This is a genomic window from Kaistia sp. SLG-1 (assembly GCF_059699055.1).
In genome coordinates this window covers 320007-341750 of the sequence record NZ_AP048544.1, presented here as the reverse complement: position 1 = coordinate 341750, position 21744 = coordinate 320007, and the positions used below count along the sequence as shown (strand labels likewise).

The window sequence follows — 21744 nt, the reverse complement described above, 5'->3', positions numbered from 1 at the left end:
ATTACAACTGCGTGTCGAAATAATCTTCGAATACAGTTCTAACCGGGAGCTTCCCGAAGCTGTCTCGCCGACAGGGACTTAAGATGGTGTGAATCGTCCGCCCCCGCGACAAGAAAAGAATATGGTCTTCCGTGACGGGACGCAAGCGGGTTTTAGCCATCGGCTGCCACATTTTTGCAACCGCGCCGGATTTCGGCCGCAAATGGGGTTAATCGGCCGAAACCATAAAGTTGCCGTACCATCCGGTCGCGATTTCCCCGCCGGGCGGCGCCGGGAGGCCGGAACGGCGGGCCGTTCCCGCCATCGGCGCAAACGAAAAGGGCCGGCGCGATGAACGCGCCGGCCCTCAGTTTCATCACCTGGCGTCGGATGTCAGCGTCGACGCGCCGCGCCACCGCGGAAAGGCGGCCTGGGTGCTTGCGGAGCAAGCGGTTCGCCCTTGTGCCGGAAAACCAGTCGCGCACGATCGAGATCGTATGGCGTCATCTCGACGGTTACGCGGTCGCCCGCCAGCGTCTTGATCCGGTTTTTCTTCATCCGGCCTGCGGTGTAGGCGACGACGACATGCCCGTTCTCGAGTTCCACGCGGAACTTGGCGTCGGGCAGGACCTCGACGACCGTACCCTCGAATTCGAGCGCTTCTTCCTTCGCCATGTGTTGTTCCTTACGAGACCTTCAGTTCCGTCGCGGACGTCTTGCCGCGACGATCGGTCTCGAGCTCGTACGAGATCTTGGCGCCGTCGCGCAGCGTCGACAGACCAGCGCGCTCAACGGCGCTGATGTGCACGAACACGTCCTGACCACCCTGGTCCGGCTGGATAAAACCGTAACCCTTGGTCGCATTGAACCACTTCACTGTACCCGTCGCCATGGAAATCTCCTTCAGTCTGGCGGTAGAGAACTTTGCTAACGACCGTCCCGTCGTCAAGCCGCTCGGCGGCGTTGTTGGCCACGCCACCGATTTTTCTTGCTCTTTTCTTGCATAGGCTGCCCGTCCCGAGCCGGCTTGTCACCCCGCTGCGTGTCCGCAGCGGGCCTTTGAGCCGAAGACGGGGCTTTGAAATTGGTCGCGACTTCCGGAATCGGACGGCGAATCAGCCGCTCGATTGCCTTCAGACGCGCAGCTTCGCCAGCGTCGAACAGAGAGAGTGCGAGCCCGCTGCGACCAGCGCGGGCCGTACGTCCAATGCGATGGACATACGATTCCGGCTCGTCGGGCAGGTCGAAATTCACCACATGGGTCACGCCGGAGACATCGATGCCGCGAGCGGCGATGTCGGTGGCGACGAGAACCCGGAGGCTTCCATCCTTGAAGCCCTCCAGCGCCTTCTGACGGGCGCCCTGCGATTTGTTGCCATGCAGGGCGAGCGTCTCGACGCGCGCCTTCTGCAGGTGTTGCGCGACGCGATCGGCGCCGTGCTTGGTGCGCGTGAAGACGATGACGCGCTCCATCTCCGGATTGGCAAGCAGATCCAGGAGGAAATTGCGCTTCTCGGCCGTCGGCACGCGATAGAGCTTCTGGTCGATACGATCGACCGTGACCGCCTCGGGCGTGACCTCGACCCGGACCGGGTCCTTGAGGATCTTGCGCGAGAGCTGCGCCACTTCGGCCGGCATCGTCGCCGAGAACAGCAGCGACTGACGGTTCGCCGGCAGCAGCGCCACGATCTTCATGACGTCGCGGACGAAGCCCATGTCGAGCATGCGGTCGGCTTCGTCGAGCACCAGATGGCTGACGCTGTCGAGGCGCACGGCGCCCGCCTGCAGATGATCGAGCAGGCGGCCCGGCGTGGCGACGAGGATGTCGACACCCTTCTCGAGCGCCCGGATCTGCGGCTGATGGCCGACGCCGCCGAAGACGAGCGCATGGCGGATGCCGAGGAACTTCGCGAACTTGCGAAGCTCGGAATCGATCTGGATGGCGAGTTCGCGCGTCGGCGCGAGGATGAGCGAGCGAGCGGTCTTGGCCACGAGGCCGTCCGCGCGGCGCGACAGATGCTGGAGGAGCGGCAGGCCGAACGCGGCGGTCTTGCCGGTTCCGGTCTGCGCGATGCCAAGCATGTCGCGGCCTTCGAGAAGCGCGGGGATTGCCTGCGCCTGGATCGGCGTCGGCCTGGTAATGCCGGCCACATCAAGCGCACGCACCAGCGGTTCGGCAAGAGCCAAATCCGCGAAATTTGTCAATTGATTCAAGAAGAAAGCCTAATTGTGCGAACACCTGTCGGCATTCGACTTCTAGTCATGACCCACGCGCGAAAGGATCAGAGGACGGGGTCGTGTCCTGCCCCCCTGGCAGGATAGAGCCACCGAAACCTTCGCGTGGCACAGCGCGATCACGATGATCGTCGTCGCGTATATGCGGACTCGCCGGCGAAAAAGCAATCGAAAAGTCGCAACCGCGCAGAAGAGGCTGCAAGAACGCGTCGCAACGACGCGGATCTTCTTGTCTCTGCCGCACTTCTGTGCAGAGTGCCCATTCAATCATCCGCCATGTGATTTCATGTCTGCAAGTTCCCCTTCCGCTTCCGCGCGCGCCCTCTCGGGTCCGGTCCTGGGCATCGCCCTGATGGTCCTCGGCATCTTCCTCTACTCCGCCAACGACACGCTCGGAAAATGGCTGACCGCCACCTATTCCGTCGGCATGATCATGCTGCTGCGCTCGATCGCGGCGGTCGTAGTCCTCGGTCCCTTCATCCAGAAGCAGGGCGGCCTGGCGACGCTGCGCGCCGCGCCGCGCCCCGGCCTGCAGTTGCTGCGCGTCTTCGTCATCGTCGGCGAGATCAGCTTCTTCTACTGGTCGGTGTCGCTGCTGCCGCTGGCGGATGTCATGACCTATTACCTCGCCGGCCCGGTCTACGTGACGGCGCTGTCGGCGCTGCTCCTGAAGGAGAAGGTCGACGGCCCGCGCTGGCTGGCGATCCTGGCCGGCTTCATCGGCGTCGTCATCGTGCTGCAGCCCTCCTCCGAGAGCCTGAGCTGGGGCGCGCTGATCGCCATCGGCGGCAGCCTGTTCTTCGCCGCGCTGATGATCATCACCCGCCAGCTGCGCGGCACGCCGGACACGACGCTTTTGACCTTCTCGACGACGGCGACACTCGTCACCGGCGCCGTCATCGCCCCGTTCACCTGGGTGACGCCGACGCCGATCGACTTCGCCGCCCTGGCCCTGATCGGCGTCGTCGCGCTCGCGGCACAGCTCTGCGTGACGCGCTCACTGCGACTGGCGCCGGCCTCGGTGGTCGTGCCGTACCAGTACACCATGCTGATCTGGGCCGTGGTGTTCGGCTATTTCGTCTTCGGCGACGAGCCGAAGATCTCGATGCTCGTCGGCGCCGCCATCATCATCGCCGCCGGCTTCTACATCTTCCTGCGCGAGCAGCGGACCGGCAAGCCGAAGGCGGGCGACACCATCGCCGAGGAAGTCGGCGACAACGTCCCCGGCTAGGAGCCGTTTTCAAGCGAAGCGGATGCCGGTTCGCGTGAAGAAAACTCGATAAAACAAAGAGATAGGGCCGTTCATCGTTTTCATGAAACGAGGAGCGGCTCTAAGGCCTCGACGTTCACGATTGCGTGCGGCGCGCAGCCTTGGCGCCGCCGCAATTTGGGACAGAGATCGAGGGGTGGAAGGCGCAACATCCCGGAGGCGCCCGCCAGTCCCCCTTGCGGATCAGCCTGAGATGGGCACTCCATCACGCGTTGTCAGTGCAGTCGCACCGCCCTCGTCCCCCCTCTACACCGTGCGCCCGGCCGGCGCGGCCGACGTCGATGGCCTGCTCGCCATCGAGGCCGCCTGCTTCGACACCGATCGCATCACCCGGCGCAGCTTCCGCAAGCTGGTCGAGGCGCCGACGGCGGCGATCACCGTAGCGAGCCTGCCGGACGGCCGGCTCGGCGGCTACACGCTGCTGCTGTTCCGCGCCGGCACCGGCATGGCGCGGCTCTATTCGATCGCCGTGCTGTCGGAGATGCGCGGCAGCGGCATCGGCACCGCGCTGATGGCGGAAGCCGAACGGACGGCGTATGCCCGCGACCGCTTCCTGCTCCGCCTCGAAGTGCGCGAGGACAATGAGGGCGCCATCGCGCTCTACGGCCGGCTCGGTTACCGCCGCATCGGCCGCTATCTCGACTATTACGAGGACCACGCCGACGCGCTGCGCTTCGAGAAGCGGCTGCGTGGCACCGGGCAGTCGACGGCGGTGCCCTACTACGAGCAGACAACCGACTTCACCTGCGGCCCCTGCTGCGTGATGATGGCGCTGGCGCATTTCCGCGCGGATTACGCCATGAGCCCGGTCGAGGAGATCAAGCTCTGGCGCCAGGCGACGACGGTCTTCATGATGGCCGGCCTCGGCGGCTGCGACCCGCACGGGCTCGCCGTCTCGGCGGCGCGCAACGGCCTCTCCGCCAGCATCTACATCAGCCGCGAAGGCTCGCTCTTCCTCGCATCTGTCCGCAATCCGGAAAAGCGCCGCGTCATGGCGCTGGCGCAGGAAGACTTCCGCCGCCAGACCATCGCCTTCGACATCCCGATCACCTACCGGCCGATCGACGTCGCCGCGATCCGCGCGGCGCTCGCCGAGGGCGCGCTCGTCATCGTCCTGATCTCGGCCTACCGCATGTTCGGCCAGAAGGTGCCGCACTGGGTTCTGGTCGTCGGCGACGATGGACGCCATCTGTTCATTCACGACCCCTGGGTCGAGGACCGCAAGCATGAGACCCACAACGACGCAGCGAACCTGCCGATACCCTACGCCGATTTCGAGCATATGGCCCGATGGGGACGCGAGGCTCTGCGCGCCGCCGTTGTTCTCAGACCGAGGTGAAACATGCCTGATTGGGTGATCCTGGTCGACACGGCCAAGGACTTTCCAAACGAAGACACCCCCCACAAGGTCATCACGACAAAGGACTACCTGGCCCGCGCCAACCTGTTTCGCGGCTCGCGACCGAAGATCATCAACCTGTCGCGCTCCTTCGCCTACCAGAGCCGCGGCTACTACGCCTCGCTGCTCGCCGGCGCGCGCGGCCACCGCGTCGTGCCGACGGTCGAGACGATGATCGATCTCGGCAGCAAGGCGCTCTACGCGCAGGCGATCCCCGAGCTCGAGGACCAGCTGGAAAAGGCGATCGCCACCGTCGACGACAAGAAGATACCGGGCCGCCTGCTGGTGATGTTCGGCATCGTCGACGATCATCGCTTCGACCGCTTCGCCCGGTTGCTGTTCGACTGGTTCCGCTGCCCCGTGCTGGAGGTGACGATCGAGCAGCAGAGCCGCGCCGAGATCCGCAAGCTCGCCGCCGTGCCGCTCAACAAGCTCGGCGCCGACGAGCTCGCCTTCTTCCACGAGGCCCTGCACGACCATACGCGGCGGGAATGGCGCTCGAAGAAGACGACGCCCGCCTCGCCGCGCTACTCGCTCGCCGTCCTGCACGACCCGAACGAGGCGATGCCGCCCTCGCATCTCGTCTCGCTGAAGCATTGGGCGCGCGTCGCCGAGAAGCTCGGCGTCGAGGTCGAGCCGATCACCAAGAAGGATCTCGCCCGGCTTGCCGAATTCGACGCCCTGTTCATCCGCGAGACGACCTCGATCGACAACCACACCTATCGGTTCGCCCGCCGCGCCGTGCAGGAAGGAATGCCGGTCATCGACGATCCGATCTCGATGATCCGCTGCACCAACAAGGTCTATCTGCAGGAATTGATGACCGGAAACGGCATCGCCGTGCCGCCGACCGTCATCCTGGCCGGCAATGGCGATCTCGAGCGCGCCGGCGACCAGCTGGGCTTTCCGCTCGTCATGAAGATCCCGGATTCGTCGTTCTCGCGCGGTGTGAAGAAGGTCGATGACCAGCGCGCGATGGGGGAACTGGCGAGCGCCTGGTTCAAGGACACCGACCTGCTGCTGGCGCAGAAATTCATGCCGACCGAGTTTGACTGGCGCGTCGGCGTGCTCGGCGGCAAGCCGCTCTTCGTCTGCCAGTACACCATGGCGAAGAAGCACTGGCAGATCGTCAAGCACCAGCCGAACGGCAAGGCGCTCGAGGGCGGACTGCGCTCGATGACGATCGGCCAGGCGCCGCCGGAGGTGATCGATATCGGGTTGCGCGCCGCCCAGCTGATCGGCAACGGCCTCTATGGCGTCGACATCAAGGAGACCGAGGACGGCTTCTTCGTCATCGAGGTCAACGACAACCCGAACATCGAGCACGGCATCGAGGACGCGGCCGAGAAAGACCAGGTCTGGATCGAGCTGACCCGCTGGTTCATCAACCGGCTGGAGAGGTAGGCGCGCGCCGTCGGGTCAGGCTGCGCGGTCGACGTCATCCCGGACGCAGCGCAGCGGAGATCCGGGATCCATGCAGCCGTGAGGCCGGGAGCTTCGCGCGGCCATCAACCCGGCTGAATGGATCCCGGGTCAAGCCCGGGATGACGGCGAGCGTGGGTTGCGGGCCGGGGCTGGGCTGCGACGGGAGACGGAGTAGTAGCGCCCCTCGCCTTCAGTGGTCCCAGGCCTGGATGTTGGTCTGGCGGCGGATCTTGCCGTCCGCGAGTTCCAGCATGGCGCTCATATAGACCTTGACGCCGTCGGGATAGGTGCAGGTCTCGGCGAAGGCGGCGTGGCTGCCCTCCATAAGGCCGTCGTCGATGTGGTGCTTCAGGGCGCGCCCGCAGACGTCGTCCAGCATGTCGCCGATCGCCTTCTTGCCCTTGAGCACGAGCGGCCGGCTCGGCGGATGGTCCTGGTCGATCACCCGGATTTCGGCATCGTCGGTATAGAAGGCCGCCAGCGCCTTGGCGTCGTTGCCTTCCACCGCTCTGCGGAGACTGGAGAGATTGAGCGCGTCCTGCATCGCTTCCTCCCATGGCTGCCGGCCGCCGGACGAACCGGCGCGCCAAGCCGAACGGCCGCGTCCAAGCTCTGGCGCGGCCGATCCAGTCTAGCCGATCGGGAAATGGGGAAGCGGAAGTTCGCGGGCGCCGGCCATCACAATCGAGCGACCGGGCCGCGATCGGCGGAAGCCTATTACTTGCCGTCGCGCTCGTTCGGCTCGACGACGTGGTACTCCGCGTCAATCGTCACGCCGTCGTTCGAACGGCCGCCGGGCGGCGCGCGGAAGGGATTGGGCTCCTCGAACGGGCTCGCCTGTTCGTAGGTCCGGCCCGTGGGACCGGGCCGCGGGCCGGGCTGCGCGCCCGGCGGCATGGCCCGCGCCAGGAAGGCGCGCAGGATGCGGCGGCGGAACAGATAGACGATGCCGAGGATGGGGATCAGGATCAGCGCGATCGAGAACGAGACCACCAGGGCCGCGAAGACCACAGCCGCGCCGACGACCATGGCGGCGCCAAGCTTCAGCTTGTCCTTCCAGCTGGTCGCGCCGCGGGGGCCTGAAATCACGAAGGTCCGGTAGGTCGTCATCGTCTCCGCCTGTTCAATCTTGCCGACACCATGTGGGAGCCGTGAGCCGATCGCGCAATGGCCGCGAGATCGACGATAGCAGGATCGAGGGCGAATGCGCCGGGAATTGGGCCGACGCGCAACGATGCGTTGCGCGTCGGTATCATTTTGTTTCTGAGCCGGGAAAGGATGCGAAAACGGCCTCAGGCCGGGATTTCGCTGCCGTCCTGGCTCCAGCGGGTGTGGAACTTGCCGGGCTTGTCGAGGCGGCCATAGGTGTGGGCGCCGAAATAATCGCGCAGGCCCTGCAGCAGGTTGGCCGGGCCGCGGGCGCGGCGCAGACCGTCATAATAGGCGATCGACGACGAGAAGGCCGGAACCGGGATGCCCTCGGCGATGGCGAGGCCGACGACCTTGCGCCAGTTCGCCTCGGCCTGAACCACGGCGTCGTGGAAATAGTCCTCGAGCAGCAGGTTGGAGACCTTGGCGCCCGAATCATAGGCCTCGCGGATGCGGTTCAGGAAGCGGGCGCGGATGATGCAGCCGCCGCGCCAGATGGTGGCGAGCTCGCCGAGCTTGAGATCCCAGCCGAATTGCTCGGCCGCAACCTGGAGCTGCTCGAAGCCCTGGGCGTAGGCGACGATCTTCGACGCGTAGAGCGCGTCTCGGATCGCGTCGATGTCGGCCTGGGTGATGGTGCGCTTGGCCGTGGCCGGATGGGGGAAACGCTTCTCCGCCTCGGCGCGCTGGGCGCGACGGCCGGAAAGGGCGCGGGCGAACACCGCCTCGGTGATCGAGGTCAGCGGCACGCCGAGATCGAGCGCCGACTGCGCGGTCCAGCGGCCGGTGCCCTTCTGCTCCGCCTCGTCGACGATCGAATCGACCAGCGGCTTGCCGGTGTGGTCGACCTTGCGCAGCACGGCGTCGGTGATCTCGATCAGGTACGAGTTGAGCTCGCCCTTGTTCCATTCGGCGAAGATGTCGGCGATCTCGCCGGCCTCGAGGCCGTAGACCGTCTTGAAAAGGTCGTAGGCCTCGGTGATCAGCTGCATGTCGGCATATTCGATGCCGTTATGCACCATCTTGACGTAGTGGCCGGAGCCCTCGGTGCCGATATAGGTGCAGCAGGGCTCGCCATCGACCTGGGCCGCCATCTTGGTGACGATCGGCTCGATGCGGGCATAGGCCTCGCGCGTGCCACCCGGCATCATGCTCGGACCCTCGAGCGCGCCTTCTTCGCCGCCCGAAACACCCATGCCGATGAACTTGATGTCGCGGTCCTTCAAGTAGTGGAAGCGACGGTTCGTGTCGGTATAGAGCGAGTTGCCGCCGTCGATGATGATGTCGCCGGTATCGAGATGCGGCAGCAGTTCCTCGATCACGTCGTCGACCGGCTGGCCGGCCTTGACCATGATGATGATGGCGCGCGGCTTGGCGATCGAGGCGACGAATTCAGGGATCGTCTTCGACGGCGTGAAGCGACCTTCGGAGCCGTGCTCGTTGATCAGTTCGTCGGTGCGGGCGCCGTTGCGGTTGAAGACGGCGACCCCGAAGCCCTTGCGGGCGGCGTTGCGGGCGAGGTTCGCGCCCATCACGGCGAGACCGAGCACGCCAATATCAGCGAGTTGCTGCAAAGTGTTTCATCCCTGATGTATCGTGTCTGACAGATACCCGGCAGCACGCAGGGCGCGCGCCGCCAGAGTGCGACCTCTTGGGCGGACGACCTTAGCACGCGCTGCCCGATCTGCCACCCGGCGAGATCAGGCAGGCATACTTCAACCGGCTAAACGTCGAGGTTGACGACGTTGAGCGCGTTGTCCTGGATGAATTCGCGGCGGGGCTCGACCTCGTCGCCCATCAGCTTGGTGAAGAGATCGTCGGCGGCATCCGCCTCCTTCACCTTCACCTGCAGCAGCGAGCGGACGTTCGGATCGAGCGTCGTCTCCCAGAGCTGGCTGGCATTCATCTCGCCGAGACCCTTGTAGCGCTGCATCTGGATGCCCTTGCGTCCCTGCAGGAAGACGGCCTCCAGCAGCGAGCGCGGCCCGAAGATCGGCGTCGACATGTCCTTGCGGCGCAGCGTCGACGGCTTGGCGAAGACGTCGGAAATGCGCGAGGCGATCGCGTGCAGCTTGCGGGCGTCGGCCGAATCGATCAGCGCCACGTCGATGGTGTGCACCTCGCGCACGCCGCGAACCTCGCGCTCGAAGCGATAGCCGCCATGCGGATCGAGCGAACCCTGCCAGCCGCGCTCCGTCTCCTCGGCGATCAGGTCGAGCCGCGTCGCGATGGCGTTGGCGGCAGCGGACGCGCGATCCTGGTCTTCGAGCAGCGCCGGGTCGAGGCCGCCGGCCATCGCCGCCTGCTCGACCATGCCGCGGTCATAGCGCGTGTGGATGCCGCCCAGGATCGTCGCGATCTGGCGGGCGTCCTGGATCAGGTGATCGAGATCGGCGCCGGCGCGGACTTCGCCGTCGTCGAGCTGCAGCGCCGCCTCGTCGAGGCCCTGCTGGATGAGGTAGTCCTCCAGCGCGCGCTCGTTCTTCAGATACTGCTCCGAGCGGCCCTTGGTGACCTTGTAGAGCGGCGGCTGAGCGATATAGACGTGGCCGCGCTCGATCAGCTCCGGCATCTGCCGGAAGAAGAAGGTGAGCAGCAGGGTACGGATGTGGGCGCCGTCGACGTCGGCGTCCGTCATGATGATGATCTTGTGGTAGCGCAGCTTTTCCGGCGCGAACTCGTCCTTGCCGATCGAGGTGCCGAGCGCGATGATCAGCATGCCGATCTGCTCGGACGACAGCATCTTATCAAAACGCGCCCGCTCGACGTTCAAGATCTTGCCGCGCAGCGGCAGCACGGCCTGGTTCTCGCGGTTACGGCCCTGCTTGGCGGAGCCACCTGCCGAGTCACCCTCGACGATGAAGATTTCGGACTTGGCGGGATCGCGCTCCTGGCAGTCGGCGAGCTTGCCGGGCAGCGAGGCGATGTCGAGCGCGCCCTTGCGGCGGGTCAGCTCGCGCGCCTTGCGGGCGGCCTCGCGCGCCGTGGCCGCCTCGACGACCTTCGACACGATGGCCTTCGATTCCGTCGGATGCTCCTCGAACCACTGGCCGAGCATCTCGTTGACGATGTTCTCGACGACGGGCCGGACTTCCGAGGAAACCAGCTTGTCCTTGGTCTGCGACGAGAATTTCGGATCCGGCACCTTCACCGACAGAACCGCCGTCAGGCCCTCGCGGCAATCGTCGGCGGCGAGCGTCACCTTCTCGCGCTTCGAGATGCCCTGGCTATCGGCATAGCCGGTCACCTGGCGCGTCAGCGCGCCGCGGAAGCCGGCGAGATGGGTGCCGCCGTCGCGCTGCGGGATGTTGTTGGTGAAGCAGAGGACGTTCTCGTGATAGCTGTCGTTCCACCACATCGCGACCTCGACGGTGATGCCGTCGCGCTCGTTCGTCATGGTGATCGGCGCCGGCATCAGCGGCTTCTTGGTGCGGTCGAGGTAGCGCACGAAGGCTTCGAGGCCGCCCTCGTAGAGCAGCTCCTCGCGGCGCGGCTCGACGCCGCGCTTGTCGGTCAGGACGATGCGGACGCCGGAATTCAGGAAGGCCAGCTCGCGCAGCCGGTGCTCCAGCGTCTCGAAATCGAACTCCACCTTGGTGAAGGTCTCGGTCGAGGGCAGGAACGACACCTCGGTGCCGTTGCGGCCGTCCCAGTCGCCGATCACCTTCAGGGGCGACACGGCGTTGCCGTGGGCGAACTCGATCTCGTGCACCTTGCTGTTGCGCCAGATCTTGAGCTTGAGCCAGCTCGACAGCGCGTTCACGACCGAGACGCCGACGCCGTGCAGACCGCCGGAGACCTTGTAGGAGTTCTGGTCGAACTTACCGCCGGCATGCAGCTGGGTCATGATGACCTCGGCCGCCGAGACGCCCTCCTCGGCATGCAGATCGGTCGGAATGCCGCGGCCATTGTCGCGGACGGTGCAGGAACCGTCCGGATTGAGGGTCACCTCGACCAGATCGGCATGGCCGGCGAGCGCCTCGTCGATGGCGTTGTCGACGACCTCGTAGACCATGTGATGCAGGCCGGAGCCGTCATCGGTGTCGCCGATATACATGCCCGGGCGCTTCCGGACGGCATCCAAACCCTTGAGCACCTTGATAGAATCGGCGCCATAGGCTTCGGAGGCTTGATCGCGGGCAATATCGGACATTCAGGCTTCCTTGAAAGCGTCGCGCGCGTGCGCGCGCGAAAAGTCGAATCGAGAGGCTAATATATTGCTTCGACAAGCAAATTGCACCCTTCCCCCTAGCCTTTAATGAGGGCGCGAGCATGGCGAAAGCAAAGGCCCGCCTTGCTTTGCGGCGCGAGCGCGTCGATAGGCCGCCCGCCGGGGGCCAGGTCAACGCAAGGTCGACGCCAAGTCGGCGCCAGGTCGGCGTCAGGGTCAGCGCGCGGCGTGCAGCGCCTCGAGGAAGGCTTCGCCATAGAGGCCGAGCTTGCGCTCGCCGACGCCCTGCACGCCCCGCATCTCGTCGAGCGTCGAGGGCATCGTCTCCGCCATCTCGATCAGCGTGCGATCGGGGAAGACCATGTAGGCCGGCACGCCCTCGTCGCGGGCGATCTCGCGGCGAAGCGCGCGCAACTGCTCGAACATCGACGCGGTCGTCGCGTCGAGCCCGTCGGCGCGATCGCTCTCGCCCTTGCGGGACCGGCGGGCCGGCGCCTCGCGGATCGAGCGCAGCGCGATCTTCTCGTGGCCGAACAGCACCGCCTCGCCCTCCGGCGTGATGCGGAAGCCGCCATGCTCCTCGCTCGCCTCGGCGAGCGCGCCGGCGGCGAAGAGCTGGCGCACCAGCGTCCGCCAGGCGTGGGCGCTGCGATCCGAGCCGACGCCGAAGGTCTTGATGCGGTCATGGCCCTGGCGCTGCACCGCGTCGGTCGCCTCGCCGCGCAGCACGTCGACGAGATGCGCCGCGCCATAGCGCTGGCCGGTGCGCACCACGGCCGAGAGCACCTTCTGTGCGTCGATCGTCGCGTCGACCAGCTCGGCGCCGCCCTGGCAGAGATCGCAATGGCCGCAGGGACCGCGCTGTTCGCCGAAATAGGCGAGCAGCGCCTGGCGCCGGCAGGTCGCCGACTCCGCCAGATCCGTCATCGCCGCGAGGCGCTTCTTCTCGACCCGGCGCTGCGCCTCGCTGATCGCCTTCTCGTCGATCTGGCGGCGGCGGAAGGCCATGTCGTCGAGGCCGTAGAGCGTCAGCGTATCGGCGGGCAGGCCGTCGCGGCCGGCGCGGCCGATCTCCTGGTAATAGGCCTCGACGCCGGCCGGCATGTCGGCATGGATGACGAAGCGGACGTCCGGCTTGTTGATGCCCATGCCGAAGGCGACGGTCGCCACGACGACGACGCCGTCCTCCTGCAGGAAGATGTCCTGATGGCGGGAGCGCGTCTCGGCGTCGAAGCCGGCGTGGTAGGGCACCGAGCGGATGCCCTTGCTGACCAGCCACTCCGACAGCTTCTCGGTCTTGTCGCGCGACGAGGCGTAGATGATGCCGCTGCCGCCCTTGTGGCGGGCGAGGAAGTCGGCGATCTGCGTGCGCGGCCGGTCCTTGGCCTCGAAGCGCAGATGGATGTTCGGCCGGTCGAAGGAATGCACGACGACGCGGGGCGGCGTCGAGAAGAGCTGGGCGACGATGTCGTTGCGGGTCGCCTGATCGGCGGTTGCCGTCAGCGCCACCACCTGGACGCCGCCGAGCGCCTCGCGCACCGAGGCGAGCTGGCGGTATTCGGGGCGGAAATCATGCCCCCATTGCGAGACGCAATGCGCCTCGTCGATCGCGAGGCGACGGACATCGCAGGCGGCAAGCAGCGAGACGAGCCCGTCGCCGGCGAGCCGCTCAGGCGAGACGAAGAGCAGCGAGATCTCGCCGGCGCGCAGCCGCCGCAGCGTCTCGCGATTGGCGTCGTCGCCATTGGTCGAGTTCAGCGTCGCGGCGGCGACGCCGACATGCTGCATCTGCTGCACCTGATCGCGCATCAGCGCGATCAGCGGCGAGACCACGACCGTCAGGCCGCCATCGACGATCGCCGGCAGCTGGTAGCACATCGACTTGCCGGAGCCGGTCGGCATCACGGCGAGCACCGGCTCGCCGCTCATGACCGCCGCGATGACCTCGTCCTGGCCCGGGCGGAAATCATCGTAGCCGAAGACGGATTTGAGCGCGGCGCGGGCGCGCGATAGCGGCATGGAGTATCCGGGAAAGTGATTCGTTATCGAGCGAATCTAGCCGCTCGCGACGGGACATTCACGCCGGAAAGCCCACCCCGCGTCGATCCGTCAGCTCGGAAGGCAGCTCAGCGCGCGGCGATCGCCACCGCGGCGCCCGCCATGACGACGCTGCTGCCGCGATTGACCATCTTCACCGCCCTGGCGTTGGTGATCAGCCGGCGGGCCCGCAGAGTCACGCCGACATAGAAGGCGAAGACCAGCCCGACCACGGTCAGCGTCACGGTGGTCAGCTCCAGGAAGGCGAGCGCGTCGATCCGGGTGATGTCGAGGATCGACGGCAGCAGCGCCAGATAGAACACCATCGTCTTCGGATTGCCGAGGCAGACGGCGAGGCCGGCGAAGAACAGCTTGACCTGGCTCTCGCGCGCCGCGACGGGGGCGAGGTCCGGCGCCGCGACGGGCGCCTTCCACATCTTCCAGGCGATGAAGAGCAGATAGGCGGCGCCGGCATATTTGATCAGCGCGAACACCTCGTGGAAGGTCTGCGCGACGACGGCGAGGCCGAGCACGGCGAGCGCCAGCCAGACGATGTCGCCGATCGCCATGCCGGCGGTGAACGCGATGGCGCCGGGACGGCCGCGGCCGAGCACGCGGGCGACGATCGCAGCGATGCCGGGACCGGGCGCGAAGGCGGCGACGGCCAGCGCGGCGGCAAAGAGCGCCAGACCCGAAATCGACAATCCCGTCATGGTCCCGCCTCCTGCTGCGGCTCGACGCGGCCCGGCGTCACGGTGAAGATCTGCCCCGATTGCGGCAATTCGGCGAAGAGCGCGGGGTCCGCCCCGGTCATGAAGATCTGGCTGCCGAGCCGCTCGAGCGCCTCGAACAGGGCGGCGCGCCGACGCTGGTCGAGATGGGCGGCAATTTCGTCGAGAAGCACGATCGGCGCAAGCCCGCTCATCCGCGCGACGAGGCGGGCATGCGCCAGCACGATGCCGACGAGAAGCGCCTTCTGCTCGCCGGTCGAGGCGCGGCCGGCCGGCACGTCCTTCGGACCATGGCGGACGACGAGATCGCTCGCTTGCGGACCGACCAGGGTGCGGCCGGCGGCGCGGTCGCGGGCGCGGCCGTTGCGTAGCGCGGCGCGGTAGCGATCCTCCGCCTCGACCGCCGGCCCCTCGCCGATCCAGCTTTCGACGTCGCCTTCGAGCGCCAGCACGGCGAAAGGAAAGGGCGAGCTATCGTCGCGTTCCTCCGCGATCAGGCCGGCGAGCCGCTCGGCCGTCTCCTTGCGGGCGGCGGCGACGGCGACGCCGATCTCGGCGATCTCGGCCTCCAGCCCATCGAGCCAGGCGCGATCAGGCGCGGGATCCTCGAGCAGGCGGTTGCGGCCGCGCACGGCCTTCTCGAACGCATTGACCCGGCTGCCATGCGTCGCGTCGACGGCGAGCACCAGCCGGTCGACGAAACGGCGGCGATCGCCGGCCGGGCCGGTGAACAGCCCATCCAGCGCCGGCGTCAGCCAGACGATGCGGAGATATTCGGCGAAAGCGGTGGCGGAGGAGACCGGCGCGCCGTCGATGCGGCAGCGGCGCGACGGCGGCTGGCCATCGAGCGCGGTGCCGAGCCGGACGGGACCGTTCGCGGTGTCGAGGTCGACGGCCACGACGAAGCCGCCGCCACCACCGATCCGCGCCATGTCGCCGAGATCGGCGCGGCGCAGGCCGCGCCCCGGCGACAGCAGCGAGATCGCTTCGAGCAGATTGGTCTTGCCGGCGCCGTTCTCGCCCGAAAGCGCGACGAGCCGCCCGGCGACCCGCACGTCGAGACGCTCATAGGACCGGAAATCCGCCAGCGTCAGCCGCGTGATGCGCGGCTGGCCGACGTCAGGGGAGAGGGTCACACGCGCATCGGCATCAGGACGTAGAGCGCGTCCTCGTCGCCGTCATCCTGGATCAAAGTCGGCGAGCCGGGATCGGCCAGCTTGAACAAGGCCGTGCCGGTCTTCAGCTGGCCGGCAATATCGAGCAGATATTTCGAATTGAAGCCGATATCGATCGGATCGGACTGGTAGTCGACGTCGAGCTCTTCCGTCGCCGAGCCCGAATCCGGGTTGTTGACGGTGAGCGCCAGCCGGCCTTCCGACGTCAGCGACAGCTTGACGGCGCGGCCGCGCTCGCTGGCGATGGTCGAGACGCGGTCGACGGCGTTCGAGAATGTGCCGCGATCGACCTTGAGCACCTTGTCATTACCCTGCGGGATGACGCGGGCATAGTCCGGGAAGGTGCCGTCGATCAGCTTCGAGGTCAGGATGACGCCGCCGAACGAGACGCGGATCTTGGTGTCCGACAGCTCGATCGTGGCGGTCTCATCGGAATTCTCCAGGAGCTTCTGGATCTCGCCGACCGCCTTACGCGGCACGATGATGCCCGGCATGCCCTCGGATCCCGCCGGCGCAGCGGTCTGCGCGCGGGCCAGGCGATGGCCATCGGTGGCGACGGCGCGCAGCACGGTCCTGCCCTCGATCGCCGGCGTGTGCAGGTAAATGCCGTTCAGATAGTAGCGCGTCTCCTCGGTCGAGATCGCGAACTGGGTGCGGTCGATCAGCGTCTTGAAGGCCGAGGCCGGCATCTCGAAGCGGATCGGGAACTCGCCGGTGGTCAGGTCCGGGAAATCGGTCTCCGGCAGCATCTGCAGCGAGAAATTCGAGCGGCCCGAACGGACCGTCAGCGTCTGGCCGTCGGCCGAGGTCTCCAGCGCCACTTCCGAGCCGTCCGGCAATTTGCGGACGATGTCGTAGAGCATGTGCGCCGGCACCGTCGTCGCGCCGGGACGGCCGACATCGGCGGCGATCGTCTCGAGGATCTCGAGATCGAGGTCGGTCGCCTTCAGCGTCAGCTCCGAGCCGGCGGCGCGGATCAGCACGTTGGAGAGGATCGGGATCGTGTTCCGTCGTTCGACCACGCGGTGCACGTGATTGAGGGACTTCAGGAGATTGGATCGCTCGAGGGTCGCTCTCATGAAACGCAGGAACCTTGACAGAAAAGCCGCGCGGATGGCGCGGCGCCGACAGAGGCCGGACGCAGCGTCCGGTACGGACCGTGGAAATTGGCTTGTTCCGGCCCGGAACGCAAGGCCCTCGCCCGCGATCCGGGGGATCGGGACCGGACGGAAGACAAAGAAGCCGGCGGAGATCCTCCGCCGGCTCAGGACCGATCGACTATTCGTCGATCATGCGCTTCAGCAATTCGATCTCTTCCGCCAGATGCTGGTCGCCCTGCATCATCTCCTCGACCTTGCGGACGGCGTGCAGCACCGTGGTGTGATCGCGACCGCCGAAGCGACGGCCGATCTCGGGCAGCGAGCGCGGCGTCAGCGTCTTCGACAGATACATGGCGATCTGGCGCGGCCGCACGATGGTGCGGGTGCGGCGGCTCGACAGCAGGTCGGCCTTCGACACGTTGTAGTGGCGCGAGACGACCTTCTGGATGTCCTCGATCTTGACCCGGCGCGGCTCATGTGCGCCGACGAGATCGCGCAGCGTGATCTCGGCCGAGTTCATCGTCACCGGCTGGTTGGTGAACTGCCACTGCGCCACGAGGCGGTTCAGCGCGCCTTCCAGGTCGCGGCCGTTCGAGACGACCGACTGGGCGACGTATTCGATCACCGTCTCCGGCACTTCGACGCCCGGGTTCTGCGTCTGGGCGATCTGGTAGCGGCTCTTCAGGATATCGCGGCGGAGGTCGAGATCCGGAGGCGCGATCTCGAAGGCGACGCCGCCGCGAAGACGCGAACGGACGCGCTCGTCGAGCGTCTCGAGTTCCGCCGCCGGCCGGTCAGCCGCCACCACCACCTGCCGGGCGCCGTCGATCAGCGCGTTCAGCATGTGGCAGAATTCCTGCTGCACGGACTTGCCCTGCAGGAACTGCAGGTCGTCGATCAGAAGCAGGTCGATCTCGCGCAGCTGCTCCTTGAAGGCGATCGCCGACTGGTTCTTCAGCGCCGCGACGAAGCGGAACATGAAATGCTCGGCGGTCAGGTAGACGACCTTGCGGCTCGGATCGGCGCGGCGCGCCGCCTGGGCGACGGCGTGCAGCAGATGCGTCTTGCCGCGGCCGACGGCGGCATGAAGATAGAGCGGGTTGTAGGGCGTCGGACGGCCGGCCGGCGTCTCCGCCACGGCACGCGCCGCGGCATAGGCAACGCGGTTGGCGCCGCCCTCGCAGAAGGTGTCGAAGGTGAAGCGCGGGTCGACGGGCGAGCCGTCGCCATCGGGCTCGCTGCGAACCGGCGCGGCGGCAGCAGCGACGATCGGCGCGGCGCTGGCGGCCGGAATGAAGGTCGGCGCGGGCGTCGCCTGGACGGCGGCGGCGGGCTTCTCGACCTTGGCAGGCGCCCGGGCGCGGACGGCGCCGCGCACCAGCAGCTCGACCCGGCGAACGCTCTCGACCTCGGCGGCCCAGAGGCCGAGCAGCTTGTCGAGATAGTGCGCCTGGATCCACGATTTCAGGAATCGGGTCGGCACCGAGAGATCGACGGACGCGCCGTCGGAGCTCTCGAATTCAACCCGGGCGAACCAGCTCGAAAACACGTCTTCGCCCAGTTCCGTCCTGAGACGCGTCTTGACGCGTTCCCACAGCACCGCATCCGCGCGCCCGCTCATCGGCTGATCCCCATCGACAGCGATCGTCCTGAGAGCCGAAGCTCCGGATCCAAATTCGCCTGTCCTGTCGTCGCGCATCTGAGCCCCTCTCGTAACGAATGGCATCTTGTCATGATTGGACCCAAGGCAGTCCCGCGGCTTTCCAGCCATCCACGGAACCACGATGTCGGCCCTCGTCCAGCGGCCCTTCAAAGCCGCCGGCAATGTTGAAACACCGGTCGAAACCGGCTTCGGCCAGAGCGTTCGCCGCCGCGAGGCTGCGCGCGCCGGACCGGCACAGAAAATACAGAGCCGTCTCGCGGCCAATGCCGCGCCGTTCCAGCTCGGCGGCCAGCACCTCGGCGAAGTCGGCATTGACCGTCATCGCCGGGTAGCTCTGCCATTCGACCAGCAGCGTCTCCTTGCCGATCGCACTCAGATCGACAATGCCGACATAAGCCCACTCGGCCCGGGTCCGCACATCGATCAGCATCGACTGCGGTTCACTGGAGAGCCCTTCCCAAGCCTCATCGGCCGAAACGTCGCCGGCAAAGCTGCCGGCAGGCGAACGAGACATACTGCCCCCTCACGCACATGACCGTCAGGGTCACGTACTATGTAAATCTGAAGCTGATACAGGGTGGTTTAGGTTCTTCCAGAACGCGGAAGCAATTAAATACGCAAAAACACTACATATAGAGCAAACTGAATTTCCGCGATTTCAATGCTGCCTCGCCCCTAAACTCTGTAAGGCGAGAAACGCCTGTTAGAACTCTTGCCGGAGCACCCCACCGGCGGACGACAACTGACGCTGCCGTCTCCATGAGGTGGAAAATACACAGGGGGTCGGGGGCTCGCAACGCCGGTTGGCCAAGATTCGACCGCCCCCGCCCCCGGCCCTCCGGCCCTCCGCCTCGATTCCGGCGCCATGCCCCCGCGAATCCCTTACGAGTCAAAGGGTTCAGAAGGCGGCGCCGGCGCCTCAGAAAAGATCCAAAGCGGGCGAAAAAATTACGGCCGATGCCTCTTGACTCGTTCGGAATCCGACCGACTCGACAGGACAGCTAACCACCGCCACATAAGCCTTTGATTTTATTGATCAAATGGTGCGAAGCAGGGATCGGGCACCGAGCGCCAAGACCGACCTTCGCGGCATTTCTGAGGCAGGGCAGGCACTTAACCGCATAACAAAAAAGCCCGGCCGAGGCCGGGCTTTTGTCAATCCCCAGAAACTCTGCAGCTTAGGCAGAGATCGCCTTCACGCGGGCGGCGAGGCGCGAAACCTTGCGGGAAGCGGTATTCTTGTGCAGCACGCCCTTCTGGGCAGCGCGCATCAGTTCCGGCTGGGCGTTCTTGAACGCCTCGGCGGCGGCGGCGGCATTGCCGGAAGCGATCGCCTCCTCGACCTTGCGGACGTAGGTGCGCATGCGGCTGCGGCGCGTGCGGTTGACCTCGGCACGGCGAGCAATCTTGCGGGTCGCCTTCTTGGCGGACGGCGTATTGGCCATGAGGGGCCTTCCTGAAAAAGCGGTTCGGTGGACTTCCGTGCCGCAGATCCCAAGGGAACCCCAAGGAATTCGGGCTGAACGGAATGGGCGGCTACGACGCCGCCCGGTTCATGGGCGGCTTATAGTCGGCTGCTCGCGCGCCGTCAATCACGATCCGGCGGATTCAGCGGTTGCGGAACGCGGCGGGGCGCTTGTCGAGAAACGCCGCCATTCCCTCGCGCGCATCCTCGGTCGCGAACAGCGAATGGAACAGCCGCCGCTCGGTGCGGATGCCGTCGGCGAGCGGGCTTTCGAAGGCGCGGTTGACCGCCTCCTTGGCCATCAGCACGGAGGGGCGCGACAGGCCGGCGATCTTGCTGGCCGCGGCGACCGCCTGGTCGACCAGCTCGGCCGCCGGCACGACGCGCGAGACGAGGCCGATGCGCTCCGCCTCCTCGGCCTCGATCATCCGGCCGGTCAGCACCATGTCCATGGTCTTCGCCTTGCCGATCGAGCGGGCGAGGCGCTGCGTGCCCCCGGCGCCCGGCATCAGGCCGAGGGTGATTTCCGGTTGTCCGAACTTCGCGTTGTCAGCCGCGATGACAAGATCGCACATCAGCGCCAGCTCGCAGCCGCCGCCGAGCGCGAAACCGGCCACCGCCGCGATCACGGGCTTGCGCGTCGCCGCCAGCCGCTCCCAATGGGCGACGAAATCGTCGAGATAGACGTCGACATAGCCGAGCGCCTGCATCTCCTTGATGTCGGCGCCGGCGGCGAACGCCTTTTCCGAGCCGGTCAGAACAATGGCGCCGATGGCGTCGTCCGCCTCGAAGGCGTAGAGGGCGGCGTTCAGATCGGCGATCAGCTGGCGGCTCAGGGCGTTGAGCGCCTTGGGGCGGTTCAGACGGATGAGGCCGACGGCGTCCCGCGTCTCGACAAGGATGGTCTCATAAGCAACGGTCTCATGGGCCATGGCGCGCTCCCGCTTCCCGAACCTCGCCCCTCCCCGACCGGCGGAGGCCGGGCGAAGCGGGTGGAGCCGCAGGCCTAGCGGACGATCGCCGCGCCTTCAAGACCGGAGCGTCCAATCGTCCCGTCCGCCGACGGCTCACTTCTGGCAGGTGGCGCAATAGAAGGTGGAGCGGCCGGACTGCACCTTGCGCGCGATGACGCCGGAACAGTCGAGCTTCGGGCAGGGCTCGCCCTCGCGGTCATAGACCCGGAACGAGTGCTGGAAATAGCCGAGCTCGCCATTCGCCTGGCGGTGGTCGCGCAGCGACGATCCGCCGGCGGCGATCGCGGCGGCGAGAACGTCGCGGATCGCCGTCGCCAGCCGGTCGGCCGCCTTGGCGGTGAGCGAGCCGGCGCTCTTCTCCGGCGACAGGCCGGACATGTGCAGCGCCTCGCAGACATAGATATTGCCGAGGCCGGCGATCAGGCTCTGGTCGAGCAGCGCCGCCTTCAGCGGCGCCTTCTTCGCCTCGAACAGGCGATGCAGCACCTTGCCGTCGAATTCGTTGCCGACCGGCTCGACCCCGAGGCCGGCGAGATGGCGCGCCGTCTCGATCCCCGCGCGCGGCACCAGGTCCATGAAGCCGAAGCGGCGCGGGTCATTATAGATGACGCGCTTGCCGTTCGAGAGATTGAAGACGACGTGGTCATGCGCCAGCGCTTTTCCGCGGGGATGGTGGAAGTCGCCCGGCGTCTCCGGCTCGGCGAGCGCGCCTTCTTCAATCCGGAACGAGCCGGACATGCCGAGATGCATGACAACGACGGCGCCGTCGTCGAGATCGGCGAGCAGATATTTGGCCCGCCGTCCGAGCCCCTCGATGCGGCGGCCGGTCAGCCGCTCGGCGAAGCGTTCGGGAAACGGAAAGCGGAGATCCGGCCGGCGCTGCTCCAGCCTTTCGATCACGGTGCCTTCCATGGTGGGGGCAAGGCCCTGGCGGACGGTTTCGACCTCGGGAAGCTCTGGCATTTAGGCTG

19 protein-coding genes are annotated in these 21744 nt (G+C 66.6%); 3 read left to right on the top strand and 16 right to left on the bottom strand.

Features of this window, described 5'->3' with window-relative positions; translation table 11 throughout:
• Positions 1–372: 372 nt before the first annotated feature.
• The 3 genes from infA to AC6HZP_RS01530 are packed head-to-tail and all read right to left on the bottom strand — an operon-like array spanning position 373 to position 2145.
• Positions 373–654, bottom strand: a complete 282-nt coding sequence (gene infA / locus AC6HZP_RS01540; RefSeq protein ID WP_201401761.1) for a translation initiation factor IF-1 — start codon at positions 652–654, stop codon at positions 373–375.
• A 10-nt stretch (positions 655–664) separates the two neighbouring features.
• Positions 665–871, bottom strand: a complete 207-nt coding sequence (locus AC6HZP_RS01535; RefSeq protein ID WP_018182467.1) for a cold-shock protein — start codon at positions 869–871, stop codon at positions 665–667.
• 53 nt (positions 872–924) lie between these two features.
• Positions 925–2145, bottom strand: a complete 1221-nt coding sequence (locus AC6HZP_RS01530; protein ID WP_244669712.1) for a DEAD/DEAH box helicase — start codon at positions 2143–2145, stop codon at positions 925–927.
• Positions 2146–2500: 355 nt separating this feature from the next.
• Between AC6HZP_RS01530 and AC6HZP_RS01525 the strand changes: the two genes are divergently transcribed.
• The 3 genes from AC6HZP_RS01525 (at position 2501) to AC6HZP_RS01515 (ending at position 6287) form a co-directional block, all read left to right on the top strand.
• Positions 2501–3445 (top strand): DMT family transporter, encoded by a 945-nt coding sequence (locus AC6HZP_RS01525; RefSeq protein WP_497525109.1) that lies wholly within the window; start codon positions 2501–2503, stop codon positions 3443–3445.
• Positions 3446–3677: 232 nt separating this feature from the next.
• Positions 3678–4823: a GNAT family N-acetyltransferase/peptidase C39 family protein gene (locus AC6HZP_RS01520; protein ID WP_497525108.1), complete on the top strand. Its 1146-nt coding sequence runs from the start codon at positions 3678–3680 to the stop codon at positions 4821–4823.
• 3 nt (positions 4824–4826) lie between these two features.
• A complete protein-coding gene (locus AC6HZP_RS01515) occupies positions 4827–6287 on the top strand; it encodes a RimK family ATP-grasp domain-containing protein (protein WP_497525107.1) in 1461 nt (486 codons plus the stop codon).
• A 211-nt stretch (positions 6288–6498) separates the two neighbouring features.
• Here the strand turns inward: AC6HZP_RS01515 and AC6HZP_RS01510 are convergent, their stop codons facing one another.
• From AC6HZP_RS01510 to mutM, 13 genes are all read right to left on the bottom strand, one after another.
• The gene (locus AC6HZP_RS01510; RefSeq protein WP_201401757.1) at positions 6499–6852 is read right to left on the bottom strand and encodes a nuclear transport factor 2 family protein; all 354 of its coding nucleotides are present in this window, start codon (positions 6850–6852) and stop codon (positions 6499–6501) included.
• A 173-nt stretch (positions 6853–7025) separates the two neighbouring features.
• Complete coding sequence (locus tag AC6HZP_RS01505) at positions 7026–7418, bottom strand: hypothetical protein (protein WP_497525106.1); 393 nt, start codon at positions 7416–7418, stop codon at positions 7026–7028.
• Between the two features lie 182 nt (positions 7419–7600).
• Positions 7601–9031, bottom strand: coding sequence for an NADP-dependent phosphogluconate dehydrogenase (gene gnd / locus AC6HZP_RS01500; RefSeq protein ID WP_497525105.1), 1431 nt, complete (start codon positions 9029–9031; stop codon positions 7601–7603).
• A 149-nt stretch (positions 9032–9180) separates the two neighbouring features.
• The gene (gyrB, locus tag AC6HZP_RS01495) at positions 9181–11610 is read right to left on the bottom strand and encodes a DNA topoisomerase (ATP-hydrolyzing) subunit B (RefSeq protein ID WP_497525104.1); all 2430 of its coding nucleotides are present in this window, start codon (positions 11608–11610) and stop codon (positions 9181–9183) included.
• Positions 11611–11844: 234 nt separating this feature from the next.
• Positions 11845–13647: a DNA helicase RecQ gene (recQ, locus tag AC6HZP_RS01490; RefSeq protein WP_497525103.1), complete on the bottom strand. Its 1803-nt coding sequence runs from the start codon at positions 13645–13647 to the stop codon at positions 11845–11847.
• 107 nt (positions 13648–13754) lie between these two features.
• Positions 13755–14378 (bottom strand): LysE family translocator, encoded by a 624-nt coding sequence (locus tag AC6HZP_RS01485; protein WP_201401753.1) that lies wholly within the window; start codon positions 14376–14378, stop codon positions 13755–13757.
• A complete protein-coding gene (gene recF, locus AC6HZP_RS01480; protein WP_497525102.1) occupies positions 14375–15532 on the bottom strand; it encodes a DNA replication/repair protein RecF in 1158 nt (385 codons plus the stop codon). The genes AC6HZP_RS01485 and recF overlap by 4 nt, the downstream gene beginning before the upstream one ends.
• On the bottom strand, positions 15529–16650 hold the full coding sequence (dnaN, locus tag AC6HZP_RS01475) for a DNA polymerase III subunit beta (RefSeq protein ID WP_201401751.1): 1122 nt from the start codon (positions 16648–16650) through the stop codon (positions 15529–15531). The genes recF and dnaN overlap by 4 nt, the downstream gene beginning before the upstream one ends.
• A 199-nt stretch (positions 16651–16849) precedes the next feature.
• On the bottom strand, positions 16850–18292 hold the full coding sequence (dnaA, locus tag AC6HZP_RS01470) for a chromosomal replication initiator protein DnaA (RefSeq protein WP_201401750.1): 1443 nt from the start codon (positions 18290–18292) through the stop codon (positions 16850–16852).
• A 109-nt stretch (positions 18293–18401) separates the two neighbouring features.
• Positions 18402–18848, bottom strand: a complete 447-nt coding sequence (locus AC6HZP_RS01465; RefSeq protein ID WP_201401749.1) for a rhodanese-like domain-containing protein — start codon at positions 18846–18848, stop codon at positions 18402–18404.
• A 664-nt stretch (positions 18849–19512) separates the two neighbouring features.
• Positions 19513–19779: a 30S ribosomal protein S20 gene (gene rpsT / locus AC6HZP_RS01460; protein ID WP_201401748.1), complete on the bottom strand. Its 267-nt coding sequence runs from the start codon at positions 19777–19779 to the stop codon at positions 19513–19515.
• A gap of 163 nt (positions 19780–19942) precedes the next feature.
• Positions 19943–20731 (bottom strand): enoyl-CoA hydratase, encoded by a 789-nt coding sequence (locus AC6HZP_RS01455; protein WP_497525101.1) that lies wholly within the window; start codon positions 20729–20731, stop codon positions 19943–19945.
• A gap of 135 nt (positions 20732–20866) precedes the next feature.
• Complete coding sequence (gene mutM / locus AC6HZP_RS01450) at positions 20867–21736, bottom strand: bifunctional DNA-formamidopyrimidine glycosylase/DNA-(apurinic or apyrimidinic site) lyase (RefSeq protein ID WP_497525100.1); 870 nt, start codon at positions 21734–21736, stop codon at positions 20867–20869.
• Between the last annotated feature and the right edge of the window lie 8 nt (positions 21737–21744).

Excerpts from the sequence above, each read along its gene's own strand:
- infA (WP_201401761.1), bottom strand. The coding sequence starts at position 654 with ATGGCGAAGGAAGAAGCGCTCGAATTCGAGGGTACGGTCGTCGAGGTC.
- AC6HZP_RS01535 (WP_018182467.1), bottom strand. The coding sequence starts at position 871 with ATGGCGACGGGTACAGTGAAGTGGTTCAATGCGACCAAGGGTTACGGT.
- AC6HZP_RS01525 (WP_497525109.1), top strand. The coding sequence starts at position 2,501 with ATGTCTGCAAGTTCCCCTTCCGCTTCCGCGCGCGCCCTCTCGGGTCCG.
- AC6HZP_RS01520 (WP_497525108.1), top strand. The coding sequence starts at position 3,678 with ATGGGCACTCCATCACGCGTTGTCAGTGCAGTCGCACCGCCCTCGTCC.
- AC6HZP_RS01515 (WP_497525107.1), top strand. The coding sequence starts at position 4,827 with ATGCCTGATTGGGTGATCCTGGTCGACACGGCCAAGGACTTTCCAAAC.
- AC6HZP_RS01510 (WP_201401757.1), bottom strand. The coding sequence starts at position 6,852 with ATGCAGGACGCGCTCAATCTCTCCAGTCTCCGCAGAGCGGTGGAAGGC.
- AC6HZP_RS01505 (WP_497525106.1), bottom strand. The coding sequence starts at position 7,418 with ATGACGACCTACCGGACCTTCGTGATTTCAGGCCCCCGCGGCGCGACC.
- gyrB (WP_497525104.1), bottom strand. The coding sequence starts at position 11,610 with ATGTCCGATATTGCCCGCGATCAAGCCTCCGAAGCCTATGGCGCCGAT.
- recQ (WP_497525103.1), bottom strand. The coding sequence starts at position 13,647 with ATGCCGCTATCGCGCGCCCGCGCCGCGCTCAAATCCGTCTTCGGCTAC.
- AC6HZP_RS01485 (WP_201401753.1), bottom strand. The coding sequence starts at position 14,378 with ATGACGGGATTGTCGATTTCGGGTCTGGCGCTCTTTGCCGCCGCGCTG.
- dnaN (WP_201401751.1), bottom strand. The coding sequence starts at position 16,650 with ATGAGAGCGACCCTCGAGCGATCCAATCTCCTGAAGTCCCTCAATCAC.
- dnaA (WP_201401750.1), bottom strand. The coding sequence starts at position 18,292 with ATGAGCGGGCGCGCGGATGCGGTGCTGTGGGAACGCGTCAAGACGCGT.
- AC6HZP_RS01465 (WP_201401749.1), bottom strand. The coding sequence starts at position 18,848 with ATGTCTCGTTCGCCTGCCGGCAGCTTTGCCGGCGACGTTTCGGCCGAT.
- rpsT (WP_201401748.1), bottom strand. The coding sequence starts at position 19,779 with ATGGCCAATACGCCGTCCGCCAAGAAGGCGACCCGCAAGATTGCTCGC.
- AC6HZP_RS01455 (WP_497525101.1), bottom strand. The coding sequence starts at position 20,731 with ATGGCCCATGAGACCGTTGCTTATGAGACCATCCTTGTCGAGACGCGG.
- mutM (WP_497525100.1), bottom strand. The coding sequence starts at position 21,736 with ATGCCAGAGCTTCCCGAGGTCGAAACCGTCCGCCAGGGCCTTGCCCCC.